15 protein-coding genes and 1 other RNA gene are annotated in these 16939 nt (G+C 39.2%); 7 read left to right on the forward strand and 9 right to left on the reverse strand.

All coding sequences use genetic code 11. The features are described from left to right. Window position 1 precedes the first annotated feature (1 nt). The 5 genes from motB to LW137_RS02180 are packed head-to-tail and all read right to left on the reverse strand — an operon-like array spanning window position 2 to window position 3398. Window positions 2-784: a flagellar motor protein MotB gene (gene motB, locus LW137_RS02160; RefSeq protein ID WP_233032796.1), complete on the reverse strand. Its 783-nt coding sequence runs from the start codon at window positions 782-784 to the stop codon at window positions 2-4. Between the two features lie 9 nt (window positions 785-793). Then, window positions 794-1564, reverse strand: a complete 771-nt coding sequence (gene motA, locus LW137_RS02165; protein WP_233032797.1) for a flagellar motor stator protein MotA — start codon at window positions 1562-1564, stop codon at window positions 794-796. 44 nt (window positions 1565-1608) lie between these two features. Then, window positions 1609-2022, reverse strand: coding sequence for a M67 family metallopeptidase (locus LW137_RS02170; RefSeq protein ID WP_233032798.1), 414 nt, complete (start codon window positions 2020-2022; stop codon window positions 1609-1611). Continuing rightward, a complete protein-coding gene (locus tag LW137_RS02175; RefSeq protein WP_233032799.1) occupies window positions 2013-2786 on the reverse strand; it encodes a HesA/MoeB/ThiF family protein in 774 nt (257 codons plus the stop codon). Before LW137_RS02175 ends, LW137_RS02170 begins: the two co-directional genes overlap by 10 nt. 9 nt (window positions 2787-2795) lie before the next feature. Next, window positions 2796-3398, reverse strand: coding sequence for an MBL fold metallo-hydrolase (locus tag LW137_RS02180; RefSeq protein ID WP_233032800.1), 603 nt, complete (start codon window positions 3396-3398; stop codon window positions 2796-2798). A 54-nt stretch (window positions 3399-3452) separates the two neighbouring features. Here LW137_RS02180 and LW137_RS02185 point away from each other — a divergent pair, with 54 nt between their 5' ends. The 3 genes from LW137_RS02185 (at window position 3453) to LW137_RS02195 (ending at window position 6666) form a co-directional block, all read left to right on the forward strand. Further along, window positions 3453-4634, forward strand: coding sequence for an aspartate aminotransferase family protein (locus tag LW137_RS02185; protein WP_233032801.1), 1182 nt, complete (start codon window positions 3453-3455; stop codon window positions 4632-4634). Further along, the gene (locus tag LW137_RS02190) at window positions 4635-5759 is read left to right on the forward strand and encodes a metallophosphoesterase (protein WP_233032802.1); all 1125 of its coding nucleotides are present in this window, start codon (window positions 4635-4637) and stop codon (window positions 5757-5759) included. Window positions 5760-5874: 115 nt separating this feature from the next. Continuing rightward, window positions 5875-6666 (forward strand): hypothetical protein, encoded by a 792-nt coding sequence (locus LW137_RS02195; protein WP_233032803.1) that lies wholly within the window; start codon window positions 5875-5877, stop codon window positions 6664-6666. Window positions 6667-6688: 22 nt separating this feature from the next. Here the strand turns inward: LW137_RS02195 and LW137_RS02200 are convergent, their stop codons facing one another. The 3 genes from LW137_RS02200 to LW137_RS02210 are packed head-to-tail and all read right to left on the reverse strand — an operon-like array spanning window position 6689 to window position 11086. Next, the gene (locus LW137_RS02200) at window positions 6689-8869 is read right to left on the reverse strand and encodes a flagellar hook-basal body complex protein (RefSeq protein WP_233032804.1); all 2181 of its coding nucleotides are present in this window, start codon (window positions 8867-8869) and stop codon (window positions 6689-6691) included. Further along, window positions 8866-9771, reverse strand: a complete 906-nt coding sequence (gene flgD, locus LW137_RS02205) for a flagellar hook assembly protein FlgD (protein WP_249206127.1) — start codon at window positions 9769-9771, stop codon at window positions 8866-8868. Before flgD ends, LW137_RS02200 begins: the two co-directional genes overlap by 4 nt. Before the next feature lie 13 nt (window positions 9772-9784). Further along, the gene (locus LW137_RS02210; RefSeq protein ID WP_233032805.1) at window positions 9785-11086 is read right to left on the reverse strand and encodes a flagellar hook-length control protein FliK; all 1302 of its coding nucleotides are present in this window, start codon (window positions 11084-11086) and stop codon (window positions 9785-9787) included. A 216-nt stretch (window positions 11087-11302) separates the two neighbouring features. On the opposite strand from LW137_RS02210, the gene typA reads away from it, so the two are divergent. The 4 genes from typA (at window position 11303) to ssrA (ending at window position 16529) form a co-directional block, all read left to right on the forward strand. Next, window positions 11303-13105: a translational GTPase TypA gene (gene typA / locus LW137_RS02215; RefSeq protein WP_233032806.1), complete on the forward strand. Its 1803-nt coding sequence runs from the start codon at window positions 11303-11305 to the stop codon at window positions 13103-13105. Window positions 13106-13114: 9 nt separating this feature from the next. After that, on the forward strand, window positions 13115-13723 hold the full coding sequence (locus LW137_RS02220) for an NAD(P)H-dependent oxidoreductase (protein ID WP_233032807.1): 609 nt from the start codon (window positions 13115-13117) through the stop codon (window positions 13721-13723). Window positions 13724-13733: 10 nt separating this feature from the next. Next, window positions 13734-16100: a ribonucleoside-diphosphate reductase subunit alpha gene (locus LW137_RS02225; protein ID WP_233032808.1), complete on the forward strand. Its 2367-nt coding sequence runs from the start codon at window positions 13734-13736 to the stop codon at window positions 16098-16100. A gap of 58 nt (window positions 16101-16158) precedes the next feature. Then, window positions 16159-16529, forward strand: a transfer-messenger RNA (tmRNA) gene (ssrA, locus tag LW137_RS02230). Window positions 16530-16554: 25 nt separating this feature from the next. On the opposite strand, the gene LW137_RS02235 is transcribed toward ssrA, so the two are convergent. Next, window positions 16555-16914 (reverse strand): RidA family protein, encoded by a 360-nt coding sequence (locus tag LW137_RS02235; protein WP_233033144.1) that lies wholly within the window; start codon window positions 16912-16914, stop codon window positions 16555-16557. Window positions 16915-16939: the final 25 nt, after the last annotated feature.

A 16939-nucleotide genomic window follows, 5' to 3' on the forward strand; every position in this document is an offset into this window, starting at 1 on the left:
TTTATTTTTGGGATTGTTTTTGGGATTGGAGAAATTGGTTGAGGATTTCTTTTGTTTTTTGATGTTGATGATCGCTGACAAAGAAATAGATTTCGACACGATTACCTTTAAGAATCTTTTCTTCCTCATCTTTTCCTTCAAGCGCTTTACCATATTTTCCTTGTGAGGAGAAAAAGATTCGCTTTGGAGAGATTCCATCTTTGATAAGAGCATTCATCACAAATAATGCACGACTAGCTCCTAATTCATAATCTGTTTTATAAGGAGTTTGTGCAACATTTGGATTATTGGAAAATCCTCTAACATCGATTCTGACATCTTTGGGAAGCCTTTGAATGATTTGTACAATTCTTTGAAAGAAGAGTTGCATATCTTTGTCTTTAAGTTCGTGAGAATCGATGGGGAAGAAAATATTGGTTGGAAGCTTAAGAAGCGTTCCTTCTTCGATTTGCTCAAGAACTCCTCCTTTTTGAATCATTTCAGCAACAGATTCTTGTGGTCGTTCTTCAGACAAATCTCCCCCCTCTTGTTTTCCATCTGTCATATCAAGTGTTTCTGATGGAGTGGGGGCGATGGGAATAACAGGTTGGGCCTGTTCGGGTTTGGGTGCGTAGTCAAAAATCTTGATAAATTCTTCTTTGAGCGCTTTTGTTTTTTCTGTATTTTGAGCTGAGATGGCATAGAGGGCGATAAAAAGTGCAAGAAGAAGCGAGAGGAAGTCCGCATACGGGACTGCCCACTTTTCTCCGGCTGGACATTCTGGACACTTTTTTTTCTTTGCCATATATGATCCTTAGTTGAATTGTGAGATTTTTGGTTGGCTTGGATCAAGGAATCCAAAGAGTTTTGCTTCAAGATTGCGAGGATTGTCCCCATTGGCAATGCCAATCACGCCTTCTAAGATCATTGTTTTTTCTTTGACGATATCTTTACTTTTGGCAATCATTTTATTCCCCCATGGGGCAAAAATAGCATAAGCCCCCATAATTCCTGTAACAGTTGCTGTAAAAGCTCCAGCGATCCCTGCAGCCATTTTGGCGGGATTGTCTAGAAGTTGAAGGGCTAGCATAAGTCCAAACACGGCTCCTACAAGTCCAAATACAGGACAAGACTCTCCTGCCAAAATCCAATAATGTCCTGCGCCATGATAGTATTCCTCAATTTGCTCAATCTGGATTTCCATATCTTCTTTTACAGAGTGAGCATCGCGTCCATCAATGATCATACTTAAAGCTTCGCGCATAAAGTCATCATCAAGTTGAGCCACTCTTGACTCTAGGGCCAAAACACCATCCCGTCTAGCAATTGTAGAAAACTCAACAAGCAATTTGATCTTTTCGGGGATATCAACAGGAGAGCTAGCAAAAACAAGTTTGAGTTCTTTGTATCCAGCTTTGATGAATTTTGCATTTGTTCCTGTCATGGCTGAAAATAAGGCTGTAGGTATAACAATAAGAACCGAGCTGAGGTGGATAACATGCAGGGGGTTTCCTCCCTCTAAAATATCTCCCACTGAAATACTTGTAACGGCCAAGACCATCCCTAAAATCGTCGATAAATCCATAGTTTCTCTCTAAAAATAAATTGAGTTTAAAGATTAATTTTACCTCAAGATAAAATCTCAATCTTTTCTTTTTTTGCTTTATGGGCGTTGATGCGATAAGAAGCAAAAGTGATTCCATTTTTAAGAGAGATAATTAAAAAGCTCTGAGTGACAAAGAATGAAAAACGCAAATCTTCTTGTGAGGGGATAGGAGGGGAGTTAGGGTGAGAGTGAAAAACCCCAATGATTTGTAAGCGTTTTTGTTTTAGGATTCCAAAAGCCTGCAGTTGATCAAGAGGATCAAAGGCAAAGTGAGTTTGTGGAGTTTTGTGAGTATTGGGCATAGGAATATAGGACTGAAGGAGGTTATTTTGTCCTTGGGTAGATCCCAAGAGATAGCCACAACACTCTTGGGGGAAGTGATGCTTGGCTTCTTGAATGAGTTGGCTATAAAGGCATTGAGGGATTGTTAATTGCATGCAATTTGACGAATCTCGCGCTTGGAGTCTTTTCCGCAAATTGGGCAGTTGGGGTTTTTGGAAATTTGAAGTTTTGAAAATTGCATCGAGGCAAGATCAATGCTTAAAATTGAATCAGTAAGCGGAGTTCCTATATGGGTAAAAAACTTTAAAACTTCACTTGCGCTAATTGATCCTAGTATGCCTGTAATTGTGGCAAATAGCCCATTTTTGTAAAGTTTCATATTGGAAGGAGGAGTGGGGAAAATGCAAGCAAGGCAGGCGCTCTGATGTGGAATGACCCCCATAATTTGACCACAATAGCGCATAATGCCTGCATGGATAAAGGGCTTGTTTTCTAAAACACATACATCATTGATAAGAAATTTGGAGACAAAATTATCTGTCGCATCAATAATCAAATCATATTCTTGGATGAGAACTTTGGCATTGCTTAAATCAAAACGCATTTTGTGGGTTTGGACACAAATATTGGGATTGATAGCAAGCATTCTGTTTTTGGCACATTCTACTTTTGGTTTTCCAATATCGCTTGTTTGATATATCACTTGTCGATGAAGATTGCTTACATCAACCACATCATCATCAATAATCCCAATAGTTCCAACTCCCGCACCAGAAAGATAAAGTGCATTTGGGGTTGCAAGTGCTCCTGCTCCTATGATCAAAATCCGAGCATTTTTGATTCTTTCTTGTCCTTCTTCTCCGACATCTTCTAACATCAAATGGCGAGAATAACGAATTTTTTCTTCTTGTGTCAGCATAGCGACTCCCTACAATGTGCGTTCAATCCAAAAATCAATATGGCGTTGTTCTTCATAAACTTCCGTATCTCTCCCATGTCCTGGATGAATGGGGAGATTAGGAGAGAAAGTTTTGAATCTCTTAAGTGATTCTTTCATATCCAAAGGATTGGAATACTCAAAATCACTGCGACCAACACAATGATAAAAAATAAAATCTCCACTAAATAAATGATGATTGATCTCAATCATACAGCACCCTGGCGTGTGTCCAGAAAAGAGAAGAAATTTCACTTTAAAATCTTCAAAATCCAAAGCATTTTCTTCCCCCTCTAAGACAATATCTGGAGCACAAGGAGTGAGGCCAAGTCCAAAGCAATCGCTCTCTAGCATAAAGGCATCGTTTTTGTGGCAGATGAGGGGAATATGAGGGAAGAGGGATTTGACTTTGGCATTGTCCCAAATATGATCAAAATGCCCGTGAGTACATAAAATCGCTAAGGGATTCTTGCACTCCTGTTCTATCCAATGGCTTGCCCCCATCCCCGCATCAATGATGATTTCTCCACAATCAAGTGAGAGAATATAACAATTGGTTTCATAAGCGCCAAAGGGCTTTTTGAGAATCTTCATTGCTCTCCTTTAAGATAGAATCATCACATTATATTAAAACTAAGGAGTATAGCGATGACTTTGGAGGAAGTAAAAGAGATTGATTCTACATATGTGATGCCTACATATGGAAGAATGCAGATTGCATTTGAAAGAGGAGAGGGGGCAAGATTATATGATCTTCAGGGGAGAGATTATATTGATTTTGGGAGTGGGATTGGTGTCAATAGTGTGGGATATGGGAATCAGAGATTGTCCAAAGTCTTAGCAGATCAGACGCACAAACTTCTTCATACTTCCAATTTGTATTTGATCCCTCAACAAGCCTTGCTTGCCAAAAAGCTTGTTGAGCTGAGTGGGTATGATATGAATGTATTTTTTGCCAATTCTGGTGCAGAAGCCAATGAGGGAATGATCAAGCTTGCACGCAAATATGGCGAGGTCAATTTCTCCAAAAAACGCTATAAGATCATTACGCTTGCTTCAAGTTTCCATGGACGCACCCTTGCGACATTGAAAGCTACAGGACAGGAGAGCTATCATCGTTTTTTCTCTCCTTTTCCTGATGGGTTTGTGATCGCTCAATCTCTTCAAGATGTGTATGCAAAGATTGATGATGAAACATGTGCTGTGATGATTGAGCTTATCCAAGGAGAGGGCGGGATTTATGCTTTGCCCAAAGAAGAAGTTCAAAAACTTGAGAAGCACTTGAGGAATAAAGAGATTTTGTTGATGATTGATGAGGTGCAGAGCGGAGCCTATCGTAGTGGAGAGTTTTTGGCAAGCCATCTTTATGGAATCTCTCCTGATGTGATTGCCTTGGCTAAAGGGATTGGGGGAGGAGTGCCAATTGGAGCTGTGATGAGCAAACACAAAGACTTATTTCAAGCAGGTGATCATGGGAGCACTTTTGGGGGAAATTTTTTGAGCACGAGCGCATCTCAATGTGTGCTTGAGATCTTGGAAGAAGAAAAGGCAAGTGGAGCATTGCAGGAACGTATTGAGCTTTTTGATCATAAGCTAGAAGAGTGCTTAAGAGATTCTCAAAAATTTATCAAAAAAGTGGGAGTAGGCTTAATGGTGGGGCTAGAGGCTAGAGATGCGCAAATCCAAAGGGAGGTGATCAATCAAGCTTTGGAATCTGGAGTAATTGTGCTTAGGGCAGGGAAAAATATTGTGAGATTTTTGCCTCCATTGACAATCTCTAGAGAGGAAATTTTGGAGGGATTTGAACGTTTTAGAAAGGTGATTGTCTGATTGGAAAAGTATCTTTTTTATTGTTTGGCTTTGACTGTATTTGCCTTGATGCATTGGGCGATCTATCAATGGTTGCTTAAGTCTTTACTTTCAAAAGAGTGGGTAAAGAGAGTGAGGTGGGTTCTTGTTGCTAATTTTGGTGTTTTGCTTTTATATTTTTTGGGAAGATATCAAGAGTTGGTTCCTTATAGAATTCATGCTTGGCTTTCTGTGAGCGTGGGGTTTTGTTTTATTCTTTTTGTGTGCGCGATTGTATATCGAGTCCTGTTGATGGCGTGTTTGCTTTTGGATAGCAAGCGTAGGGATAGCTTAAAGCGAGGGCTTGATCTTTCTGTGGGGGCGTTAGCTTTGGGATATGGTGGATGGGGACTATATGAGGGGATGATGAGGCCTGAAGTTAGAAAAGTCAAACTTTCTCTTGAGGGTCTCAAATCTCCTTTTTCAATGGTGCAAATCAGTGATTTGCATATTGGAGGGTTGATTGATGCAGAGCGCGTGAAGGTCATCGTCCAAGAAATCTTAGCACTTCATCCAGATGTGATTGTTTTGACAGGGGATATTGTTGATGCACGCATTGATAAGATTCAAGAGGCTTTAGATGAGCTGAAGCATTTAAGGGCTCCTTTGGGGGTATATTATGTGCTTGGGAATCATGAATATTTTCATCATGTTTATGAGGTTTTGGAAGAAATAAGGCGGTGCGGTTTTTGTGTCTTAGATAATAAGGGCATTATCTTAAAACGAGGGCAAGAGGAGCTAGTCAATCTTGTGGGTGTTAATGATTTATTTGGGAAGCGATTTGGTGATTTGGAGCCTGATTTGGAGTTGGCATTAAAGAATCAAAAGGAGAATTTGCCTACGATTTTGTTGGCACATCAACCTAAATTTGCTTTTACAATTCAGCTAGATCAAAAAATTGATTTGATTTTGAGTGGGCATACCCATGGGGGACAAATCTTTCCTTTTAATCTTTTAGTGAGATTAGATCAGCCTTATCTTGCGGGGCTATATCAGCATTCAAACAATACACAGATTTATGTCAATCGTGGTAGCGGTTTTTGGGGTCCTCCTATGAGGGTAGGGGTGAGGGCAGAGGTGACATATTTTGAGTTTAGGCCTAAATAGAGATATTGGAAAATTAAATTTAATCTATTTTTGATCTTAGCGCTTAAAACTAAAATGAAAAATTTTGATGTTTTTGTGTTTTAATACTCCTTTGATTTTGAAAAAGGAAAACAATATGAAAATACATTCTCTTACCCATTCTTTGGGGAAAACCTCTTTTTATGCATTATCTTGTATTATTTTTTCTTTGAGCAATCTCTCTGCGCAGGATAAAAGTGGCTTCTTTCTTGGCTTAGAAGGGAATCTAGGTCAAAGCACGTTGTCTTTTGCAAGTCATCTTTCTGCAAATGAGTTTAAAAATGAAACTTCTCAGAAGTCGCATTTGTCTTTTGATGGGGGGATCAAGCTAGGATATCAGCATTATTTTGACAAAGAAGCATTGGGAGTTGCAAAAGCTTATGGGATCAATTTGGGAATCTATGCTGGGGCAGGGCTTCCTATCAAAAATGAAAATCCTGTTTTTGCCAAAAACGGACAGAGTGGCCATTATTATAAAACTCAATTTTTGCCTATTCGTGCTGGGTTGGATATCAATTTTTTGTGGGATTTTTGGGAGAAAGAAAAGCATGCTTTGGGCTTAAGTCTTGGTGCGAGCTATCGCTTTAGCTATTTTTTAAGTCAAGACAATCAAGAAAATATTTTTTCAAGCAATGGGCAATTGTTGCCTGATGCTCACTCTGTGCACTATGCAGATTTGATGGCGCATCAGTTTTATCCACAAATTGGGCTTCATTATTATTATGGACATCATCAATTTGGGATCAATTATCGCTTTGGAGGTTTATTGAAGTTTGGAAGCAATACAGGAAAAAACAAACCATTTGAATTGGCTCCAGATGATATTTACCTCTCCACTCAATTTTTAGAAACAAGCTATGTAAGTTTTGGATATAGCTATCGTTTCTAGGCTCTAAGTTAGAAGAGGGCCATTATTTTTTGAGATTAATGGCCTCTTTGATGAGTTCATCACCTGTGGTGAAGCTTTTGGCATTCATTGAATATCCCCTTTGCATCAAGATGAGTTCAGTCAAAGCATTTCCGACATTGACATTGCTTGTCTCAAGATAGCCCTGTTTGATATTGCCCATTGTAAGCTTGCCTGATTCGTTCCAGCCAAGGATAGGATTACCGCTTTTTAAATGCTTTTCTCCTCCTATAAGAGTGCTCTCAAGTCCAAAGAGATTCCCTCCCATTTTGCTTAGTCCCTGATCATTGACAAAGGCGACAACCCCAATTCTCCCCATCGCTTCTTGCTTGCCATTGCTAAATTTGAGGAAGATCACCCCATTTTCATTGATGCTTGTTTGCTCAAGCAGACCATCAGGGTAGCCATTTTGCGAAGATGAAACAACCCTTGATTCGCTATAGAGCTCATCAGAGCTTTTTTCTTTTTCTGTTCCGGCTATATCATAGGCGATTTTTTTGCCTTTGAAGTCTATCTCTGCGGTTTGAGCGGTGGGTTGGTTGTCTTGATCAAAGGAGATAAAATGTGTCACTTCATCTCCCAAACGATTTTTGCTTTCTATATCTTGGATATAGGTTTTAACTTCCCATTTTTGGTTTTTTTGATCTGTGGTGTTAAAGCCCTCTACAAGATTGTATTGGCTAATGAGATGATATTTTTTCCCATTTTCATCATAAATATCAATATTGCTCGTAAAATGGGGGACCTCAAGAGATTTGCTCAGAATCTTCCCAAGAGAGATTTCTTGCCATCCTTCTGGATCTTGTGCGGGATTGGAATTCCCTGTTTCGCCTATGCGTTCATAGAGTTTGTTTTCAAATTGGACAAAGGTGTTTTTTCCATATTGTTCTTGGGGGTTGTATGTAGGATATTGGAATGTTTTTTCATCGCTGATTTTTAAAAATTGATTTTTGTCATCCATAAGATAAACACTTCCATCTTTTTTGACCACATCTCCTGCGCTGTAAGTTTTGTTTTCATCAAAATTTTTGACATTGTTTGTACCTACAATTTCCCAATCTTTCGGGCTTTCAAGAGGATTTGAGTTTCCTGCTTGATTGATTTTTTTGAATGTGATTCCAAGATAAGAAACAAGTTCATTGGGAGCATAAGATTGATTGGGGGTATAAGGAGAAACAGTCGCCATTTGTTGCTCTCTTTTAGTGTTCATTCCCAATGCTTCAAAAAAGCTTCCATCAGTTTGGATATCAGGTTGTGCAAAATTAGGGCTTGAGAGCTCCACAGCCAAAGAGGGCGTTTTAGAATCTGTGTTTTGTGTGGCGATATTGAGATCAAGACCTGTTTTTTCTTTGATGAGAGATTTAAGCTCTCCTAGGGTTCGAAAGGAATTTTCTTTTCCTTCTCCATAATAAAAAGTATAAGTTTGCTGTTTTCCATCATTGCTAGTGAGGGTGATCTTTGCTTCATTGTTGATTTGAGAATCAAGGGATTTTTGATTGGCAAAAAAGATATTGACATCCGCATCAAGTATTTTTTTCTCATCAAGTTTTCCATCGACAACAAATGCATCATAAGCGTTTTTGGGGTTTTGGGTTTTGTTGAGATTGATGCTTGCTTGCACTTTTGTAGTCTGTGCAGGTTTGCAATGCAGATCTTGTGGAATACGCAAAGGAGAGAGTTTTTCAGATGCTAGATTTTGTTCGTCATCTTGAGGGGAAGAGATAAAAACCCCATTTTGAATCTTCCCAAGATTGACGCCATACACATAATATCCTCTTGAATTGACAAGATAGCCTTGCGCATCTTTGCCAAAATTTCCATCACGCGTAAAAAAATTTTCTTGTTTTTGGGAGAAGCTATCTTTTTTGACTTCCATTTCTCCCTCTTTGTTTTCTCCTACAACAAACCAACCCTTTCCTTGATAGGCCAAATCAAATTCTCCATCGCTGAGCTTATAACTTCCATTTTGTGTAGAGATTGCATTTGAAGCTGCTGTTGCTCCCATATTGATTTCATTGCTTGTTGGGCCATTGCTAGAAGTTTTTGGCGCAAAGAGTGTTTCAAATTCTGGACGACTTTCTCTGAAGCCAACTGTATTGACATTGGCGATGTTGTTTGAAACACTATCAAGTCCAAATTGGTGAGTTTTGATTCCGCTATAAGAGTTTAGGATTGTATTGTTCATGATGAGCTCTTTTCATAAAATTCAAGGGCTGATTGGATGGGAACGATCAGCTCACCCATACGAAGCATAGGTTTCCCCTCTTTGAAAATGACGCTTTGAACCTCTCCTCTTCCTATGCGTGCTTGGTGATATTCTCCACTAGATTCATTGAGGTTGTATTCTGCTTTGATGGTGTAAGTTCCGCTTGGAGCGTTTTTGCCATTTTTTTGTTTTCCATCCCAGCTAAAGTTGATATATCCCTTTTCTCCATTTTTGTCTTTAAGATCGATGCTTGCCACAAGATTGTTTTTTCCATCAAAAATATTGATACTAGGATGCCCCTTAGAAGCATCAATGGCCTCATCAAAATAAAGACTAAAATCAGCCTTTCCTTCTTTATCTAAAGTGATTCCAAAGATATCTGTTTCAGCAATCTTTCCAATCATTGCCACAGTATTAAAAGCAGACATTTGTGTCATTGTATCGCTTGCTGTAGCACTTTTTCCCATACCCTGATTAAGTCCTTCTAGACTTTCTTTGAATGCTTCTTGAAACTTTTTGAGCTCTTCATTGACCTCTTTTGTGGATTTCATCGCATCTGCTACTTCTAGCATTGTTTTTTTGTTTTGCTCCATCATCTCCACTTGCGTAAGTTGTGCTGTTTGGGTAATGATTTTATCTGTCTCCATAGGTGCAGTTGGATCTTGATTTTTGAGCTGTTCCAAAAAGAGCTTCATAAATGCATCATTATCAAGCTCATTGATATTGCGTTGATTTTTCTTTTTTTCGGCCTCTTTGATGTCTTGACCAGTGAGTTTGGCTAGAGTGTTTGGTTTTTCAAGAGGTTTTTTGGTTTGAATCGGAGTTTCCTCTTTGGAGGGAGCCGAGGTCGTGCTAGGGGTTTTTGAGATTATTTCTGTCATAAAAATCCTTTTTTTATGCGTATTGCACCATATTGATTTCCATTGATGTAGCTAATGGAGCATCTTGGAAGTTGTCTAAGCTATTTTTGTTCCCTTTTTGATTTTGATCCTCTTGTCTTTTCTGTTGTCCTTGAGAATCTCCCCCAGAGAAATTAAGCTCTATATTGCCAAATCCAGCATTGGCAAGCGTGGCTTTAAATTCACTTTGATTTTGAATAAAGGCTTGCAGTGCATTTTGATTATTGGCATTGATTTGGATTTGAAGATCTTTGCCTTTTTTGGTGATTGTGACTTCAAGTTTGCCAAGCTCTTGGGGGTTGAGGTCCATTGAAAGTTTTGTAAATGGAGGTTTGTAGTTGGCAATCTCTTCTTTTATGCGCTGAGTAAAGTGAGAGAGCGTTTCTTTGCTTTGTGCGATTTTAAATTGTGTTTCTTTTTTGGGATCAAGGGTCAAAAAATCTTGCACTTTATCACTCTTTTTTTCTTCTGTTGTTTTCTCTTCGAGCTTGAGAGCTTCTGCTTGGGGTTTTTGTGTCAATAAATCTGTGAGTGCAGATTCTTTGAGTGCAAGCAGAGGGGCTTGAGGGCTCGAAAGAGAATGCTGAGGGGAGGGCTGATTAGAAACTAGGTTTTGTTGGGAAGAGGGAGTGGTTTGGGTTTGTTTGATTGAAGATAAATCTCTGCGCATTTTTCTTGTTTTTTGCGTGTTTTGAGGTGATGTATCTTGCAAGACAATGCGTTCTTTTTGCTTGGTGGGTAGAGGAACTTGTTGTGGGGATTGCAAGATGTCTTGTTTTTTACGTGTTTTTATTTCTGGTTGAGTGGAGATTTCGAGTTTGGCGAGATTGAGTTGGTGATCATTTGCAATTTTTTGAAGATCTCCTAGTGTTTTTTGTTTGGGTTGTTTTGAGGGAAGGGTTTGTACATTTTTAGACAAGAGGGCTTCGCGTAAATTGTTTTGTGAGATTTGAGAGAGTTTTTTTTGAACTTCTGGCTGATTTTGTGTCAGAGAGGGTTTTTGTGAAAGTGATGAAGAGATGAGTTTGATTTTCTTGGAGCGTTGTGTGCGTGAGATTTCTGCTGCATTTGGGAGAGGGGAGGGGTTTTTGGAATCTGTTTTTGCTTGTTGTGTTTGGGTTGTGGAGGCAGATAATAAGATATTGGCAAAATCTGTGGGCGGAATTTTTGTTTTGGGCTTTTTATTTGATTCTGTAGTGGGCAATATGGATAAGGAAAGCGGAGATTTGGCTCTTGTTGTTTTTTTGCTGTTTTTGGCTTGAGGCAAAACAGAAATTTGCAATGAGTTAGAAGTCATATTTGTCCTTCAGTGATTTTGACAATCAATTAGATTTTTAGAACTTCAAAGCAAAGATTATTCCCAAAGGTGTTTTTAGGATTTTTTAGAGAGAAAAAGTGGTAAAAATAATGAGGACTTTTTTTGGTGTAAATAATCTCGTCATCTCTTAGATTTTTGATTAAAATTTCACTTTAAAAATCAAAAAAATCATCCCAATTTATACATCGGAGACTTATGCAAAATATTAGAAATATCGCAGTAATCGCACATGTTGATCATGGTAAAACAACGCTTGTAGATGGGCTTTTGAGCCAATCAGGGACTTTTAGTTCTCATGAACAAGTCGATGAGCGAGTGATGGATAGTAATGACTTAGAAAGGGAGAGAGGAATCACTATTCTTTCTAAGAATACAGCCATTCATTATAAAGGGACAAAAATCAATATTATTGATACTCCAGGGCACGCTGATTTTGGAGGAGAAGTTGAGCGAGTACTTAAGATGGTAGATGGCGTGTTGCTCCTTGTAGATGCGCAAGAAGGAGTTATGCCTCAGACAAAGTTTGTGGTCAAGAAGGCTTTAAGCTTTGGAATCCGTCCTATTGTGGTTGTGAATAAGATCGATAAGCCTGCTGCAGAGCCTGATCGAGTTGTAGATGAGGTATTTGATCTTTTTGTGGCAATGGATGCCAATGATTCTCAGCTTGACTTTCCTGTGGTTTATGCCGCAGCACGTGATGGCTATGCAATTAGAAATCTTGATGATGAGAAGAAAAACCTTGAGCCATTGTTTGAGGCGATTTTGGAGCATGTTCCCGCTCCTCAAGGGTCTAGTGAAAATCCTTTGCAGATGCAAATTTTTACTCTTGATTATGATAATTATGTTGGAAAGATTGGGATTGCACGAGTATTCAATGGACGTGTCAAAAAAGGGGAGACTGTTATGCTAGCTAAAGGGGATGGGAGCAAGGAAAATGGCAGAATTACTAAGCTAATTGGATTTTTGGGCCTTGCAAGGACAGAGATTGAGCATGCAGAGGCTGGAGATATTGTCGCTGTTGCTGGGTTTAATGCAATTGATGTGGGAGATTCTCTTGTAGATCCAAGCAATCCAATGCCTCTAGATCCTATGCATTTAGAAGAACCAACAATGAGTGTTTATTTTGCTGTCAATGATTCTCCTTTGGCTGGACTTGAAGGCAAGCATGTCACAGCCAATAAAATTAAAGATAGATTGCTTAAAGAGATGCAAACCAATATCGCAATGCGTTGTGAGGAAATGGGCGAGGGGAAATTCAAGGTCAGTGGAAGAGGGGAGCTCCAAATCACAATTTTGGCAGAAAATTTAAGAAGAGAGGGATTTGAGTTTTCTATCTCTCGCCCTGAAGTGATTGTCAAAGAAGAAAATGGTGTGAAGATGGAACCCTTTGAGCATCTTGTGATTGATACTCCACAAGATTTTAGTGGCGCGATTATTGAAAAGCTTGGACGACGCAAGGCTGAGATGAAGGCAATGAATCCGATGGGGGATGGTTATACTCGCTTGGAGTTTGAGATCCCTGCAAGAGGATTAATTGGATATAGAAGTGAGTTTTTGACAGATACCAAGGGAGAAGGAGTGATGAATCATTCTTTCTTGGAGTTTCGCCCATTTAGCGGGAGTGTTGAAAGTCGTAGCAATGGGGCATTAATCTCAATGGAAAATGGTGATGCAACAGCGTTTTCTCTTTTTAATATCCAAGAGAGAGGTGTGTTATTTATCGCTCCTCAAACTAAGGTTTATGTGGGGATGGTGATTGGTGAGCATAGTCGTGATAATGATTTGGATGTCAATCCTATCAAATCAAAGCACTTGACCAATATGCGTGCAAGCGGGAGTGATGATGCTATTAAGCTTGTGCCACCAAGAGAGCTTACTCTTGAAAGAGCACTAGAGTGGATTGAAGATGATGAGATTTTGGAGATCACACCGCTTAACATCAGAATCCGCAAAAAATATCTTGATCCTACGCAACGCAAAAGAATGACGAAGAAATAGGGAGGGAAGATGAAATTTTTGGAGGCGATGGAGTTTGCGCATGCGTGCAAAGTTTTTGATGAGGCGCGTAAGATTCCAAAAGAGCAGTTAGATCAGATTTTAGAGGCTGGGAGACTTACCCCAAGTTCTTTTGGCCTAGAGCATACACGCTTGCTTGTTGTGCAGTCTCAAAAGCTTAAAGAGGAACTTCAGCCTTTGTGTTGGAATCAAAAGCAGATTCCCACTTGCAGTGAGCTTGTGATCTTTAAATCAAAGGTGAAAGATATTATTGCTCCTTCTAAGTATATTTTGGATTATATGCAAAGACGAGGACTTGATGAGCGTTTTATGGATCGCTTGAAAAGTTTTCAAGAAAAAAGTTTTCAAACTCGTAGAGAACTTGAAGATTGGAGTATGAAGCAAGCTTATTTGATGGCAAGCTCAATGGTGAATTGCGCGGCATATTTAGGAATTGATTCTTGTTGCATTGAAGGGTTTATGAGAGAAGAAGTTGAGGGGGCTTTGGGAATTGAACCGCAAGAGGAGCGTATAGCCTTGCTTGTAGCGTTTGGTTATCGTGTAAATGAGCCAGCTCCGAAATTCAGAATCAAAAAAGAACAATTTGTAGAAATTAGATAAAGGATAGGAAATGTTGACTGTGATTAAACGAAGTGGAAGAGTAGAAACTCTAGATATTACAAAAATTCAAAAATACACCAATGAGGCTGTAGAGGGGTTGGAGGGAGTCAGCCAAAGTGAGCTAGAGGTCGATGCTAAAATCCATTTTCGTGATCAAATCACAACAGAAGAGATTCAACAAACATTGATTAAAACTGCAGTAGATAAAATTGATGTTGATCGACCCAACTGGACTTTTGTCGCAGCAAGACTATTTCTCTATGACCTTTATCATAAAGTTAGCGGATTTACGGGATATAAGCATTTGAGGGATTATTTTGAGAAGGGAGAGAGCGAGGGAAAGATTCTCAAAGGGTTTAAAGAAAAATTTGATTTGGATTTATTGAATTCTCATATTGATCCAAAACGCGATCTGCAATTTAACTACTTGGGGATCAAAACACTTTATGATCGCTATTTGTTAAAAGATAGAGAAAATCGCCCCATTGAGCTTCCACAGCAAATGTTTATGGCATTGGCAATGTTTTTGGCTCAAAATGAACAAGATCCAAATCAATGGGCTATTCAGTTTTATGATGTGATTTCAAAATTTGAAGTCGTGACAGCTACTCCTACCCTTGCCAATGGTAGAACAACACGTCATCAATTAAGCTCTTGCTATATCGGAAGCACACCAGATAATATAGAGGGAATCTTTGATGCTTATAAAGAGATGGCATTATTGAGTAAGTATGGCGGAGGAATTGGCTGGGATTTCAGCAAAGTAAGGGGGCTTGGAAGCTTTATAGATGGACATAAAAATGCCGCAGGGGGAGTTGTGCCATTTTTAAAGATTGCCAATGATGTAGCGATTGCTGTAGATCAGCTTGGCACAAGAAAAGGGGCAATCGCAACTTATTTAGAGGTATGGCATACAGACATCAATGATTTTATTGATTTGAGAAAAAATAGCGGAGAGGAGAGAAGGCGAACACATGACCTTTTTCCTGCAATATGGATATGCGATCTTTTTATGAAACGTGTGGAGGAAAATGCACAATGGACGCTATTTGATCCTTATGAGTGTCCAGAGCTGACAGAGCTTTATGGTGAAGAGTTTGAGGCAAAATATATTGAATATGAAAATAATCCCAATGTCCTTAAAGAACATATTTCTGCCAAAGAATTATGGAAAAAGATTTTGACAAATTATTTTGAATCAGGTCTTCCATTTTTGGCATTTAAAGACAGTGCCAATCGGGCCAATCCCAATAAACACGCAGGAATTATCAGAAGCTCCAATCTATGTACAGAAATTTTCCAAAACACAGAGCCAAGCATTTATCGCGTAGAGGTGGAATTTGAAGATGGAAGTAAGCAAGAATTTGGAGAATTTGAAGAAGTTACGACAGATAAGGGAATCACAAAGCGAGCCAACAAGCTGACAAGTATTGATTCGCTCAATGGAAAAAAAATCTTTATTGCTCAAAAGATCCAATATGATGGATTGACGGCTGTATGCAATCTTGCAAGCATTAACTTGAGCAAAATCAATACGCAAGAAGATATTGAGCGAGTTGTACCCATAGCGGTAAGAATCTTAGATAATGTTATTGATCTCAATTTTTATCCTAACCGCAAAGTGCGTGTTACCAATGCCCAAAATCGTGCGATTGGTTTGGGGGTGATGGGTGAGGCTGAAATGCTTGCAAGCGCAAAAATTGCTTGGGGCAGTCAAGAGCATCTTGAAAAAATTGATGAAGTGATGGAGATGATTAGCTTTAGTGCAATCTCTGCAAGCTCTGATTTGGCAAAAGAGAAAGGAATCTATCCGCAATTTGCAAATTCAAATTGGAGCAAGGGGATTTTTCCTATCGATGTAGCCAACAAAGAAGCACTCAAGCTTGTTGATCGTGGAGGGCTTTTTGGTAGTTCTTGTGATTGGGAATCATTGCGTGGGAAAGTCAAGACTCAAGGGATGAGAAATGGCTATCTTATGGCGATTGCTCCTACAAGTTCGATCTCTATCCTTGTTGGCACAACTCAAACAATAGAGCCTGTTTATAAGCGCAAATGGTTTGAAGAGAATCTCTCAGGACTTGTGCCTGTGGTTGTCCCCAACCTCAATCTTGAAACGTGGAATTATTATGTCAGTGCATATGATCTAGATCAAATGGATCTTGTAAGGGCTGCTGCTGTTCGACAAAAATGGATCGATCAAGGACAAAGTGTCAATATCTTTATGCGTTTAGATAAAGCAAGCGGGAAGCTTCTTAATGATATTTATATGCTTGCTTGGAAGTTGGGGCTTAAATCTACTTATTATCTCAGAAGTCAAAGTCCAGATGCGCAAGAGCAGATTATGGATCGCAGTGTGGAATGTGTCAATTGTCAGTAATTCTAAAATGGTTATGTTGATACATTGAGAGATTTGGATTATAATTTAATTGTTTATCGGGGCTGACTTGGCTTTCGACAGGAGTCAAACCGCTTAAACTGCATGTCGGATGGCATTCCGTAATCCTGCCTTTTAAAATTAAACGCAAACAATACAAATTACGCTCCAGCTTACGCAAAAGTCGCGTAAGTTTAATCTACTCTTCGGAGCCGATCGGATAAGTCATGCTAGCTAGCTTATTTGATCGTCATTTCTGCTAGCTGCTTCTATATTGAACCTAGGGATATAGATTAAGATCATAGGTTGCGATAGAGAGTATTTTTGGGGATTGAGTCTCTCTATTTAAGAATTTTCAATTCCGACTAAGCATGTAGAGGTTTTTGTGGGTTTGGTTTTTGGACTGGGGTTCGATCCCCCACAGCTCCACCAATTTATATCCCCCCCCCCTTTTTTTTTATTTTTTTGAAGCGATGACTTCAATCTCGACTTTTGCACCCTTGGGTAAATCTTTGACTGCAAATGCACTTCTTGCAGGATAAGGAGCAGAGAAGAATGTCGCATATACTTCATTCATTTCGGCAAAATCAGCAATATCTGCAAGCAAAACTGTTGTTTTGATCACGCAATCCATTTGAAGTCCCAATTCTTTTAAGATGGCTTGAATGTTGCTTAGGGATTGGTGTGTTTGTCCTTTGATATCAGTGCTTGCAAATTCCATTGTTGTAGGATCAAGGGGGAGTTGTCCTGAGATGAAGATCAAATCTCCTGATTCTCTATATGCGCTATAAGGTCCGATTGCTTTTGGATAAGTCATTTTTTCTCCTTTATTTTTAAGAATC

This window comes from Helicobacter kayseriensis (assembly GCF_021300655.1).
GTDB lineage: Bacteria > Campylobacterota > Campylobacteria > Campylobacterales > Helicobacteraceae > Helicobacter_G > Helicobacter_G kayseriensis.

Bases quoted from the DNA above. Each gene is read 5' to 3' on its own strand.
- LW137_RS02235 (WP_233033144.1), bottom strand. From the start codon at position 16,914: ATGACTTATCCAAAAGCAATCGGACCTTATAGCGCATATAGAGAATCA.
- flgD (WP_249206127.1), bottom strand. From the start codon at position 9,771: ATGACAGAAATAATCTCAAAAACCCCTAGCACGACCTCGGCTCCCTCC.
- LW137_RS02200 (WP_233032804.1), bottom strand. From the start codon at position 8,869: ATGAACAATACAATCCTAAACTCTTATAGCGGAATCAAAACTCACCAA.
- LW137_RS02225 (WP_233032808.1), top strand. From the start codon at position 13,734: ATGTTGACTGTGATTAAACGAAGTGGAAGAGTAGAAACTCTAGATATT.
- motA (WP_233032797.1), bottom strand. From the start codon at position 1,564: ATGGATTTATCGACGATTTTAGGGATGGTCTTGGCCGTTACAAGTATT.
- LW137_RS02195 (WP_233032803.1), top strand. From the start codon at position 5,875: ATGAAAATACATTCTCTTACCCATTCTTTGGGGAAAACCTCTTTTTAT.
- LW137_RS02185 (WP_233032801.1), top strand. From the start codon at position 3,453: ATGACTTTGGAGGAAGTAAAAGAGATTGATTCTACATATGTGATGCCT.
- LW137_RS02175 (WP_233032799.1), bottom strand. From the start codon at position 2,786: ATGCTGACACAAGAAGAAAAAATTCGTTATTCTCGCCATTTGATGTTA.
- LW137_RS02180 (WP_233032800.1), bottom strand. From the start codon at position 3,398: ATGAAGATTCTCAAAAAGCCCTTTGGCGCTTATGAAACCAATTGTTAT.
- LW137_RS02170 (WP_233032798.1), bottom strand. From the start codon at position 2,022: ATGCAATTAACAATCCCTCAATGCCTTTATAGCCAACTCATTCAAGAA.
- LW137_RS02220 (WP_233032807.1), top strand. From the start codon at position 13,115: ATGAAATTTTTGGAGGCGATGGAGTTTGCGCATGCGTGCAAAGTTTTT.
- motB (WP_233032796.1), bottom strand. From the start codon at position 784: ATGGCAAAGAAAAAAAAGTGTCCAGAATGTCCAGCCGGAGAAAAGTGG.
- LW137_RS02210 (WP_233032805.1), bottom strand. From the start codon at position 11,086: ATGACTTCTAACTCATTGCAAATTTCTGTTTTGCCTCAAGCCAAAAAC.
- typA (WP_233032806.1), top strand. From the start codon at position 11,303: ATGCAAAATATTAGAAATATCGCAGTAATCGCACATGTTGATCATGGT.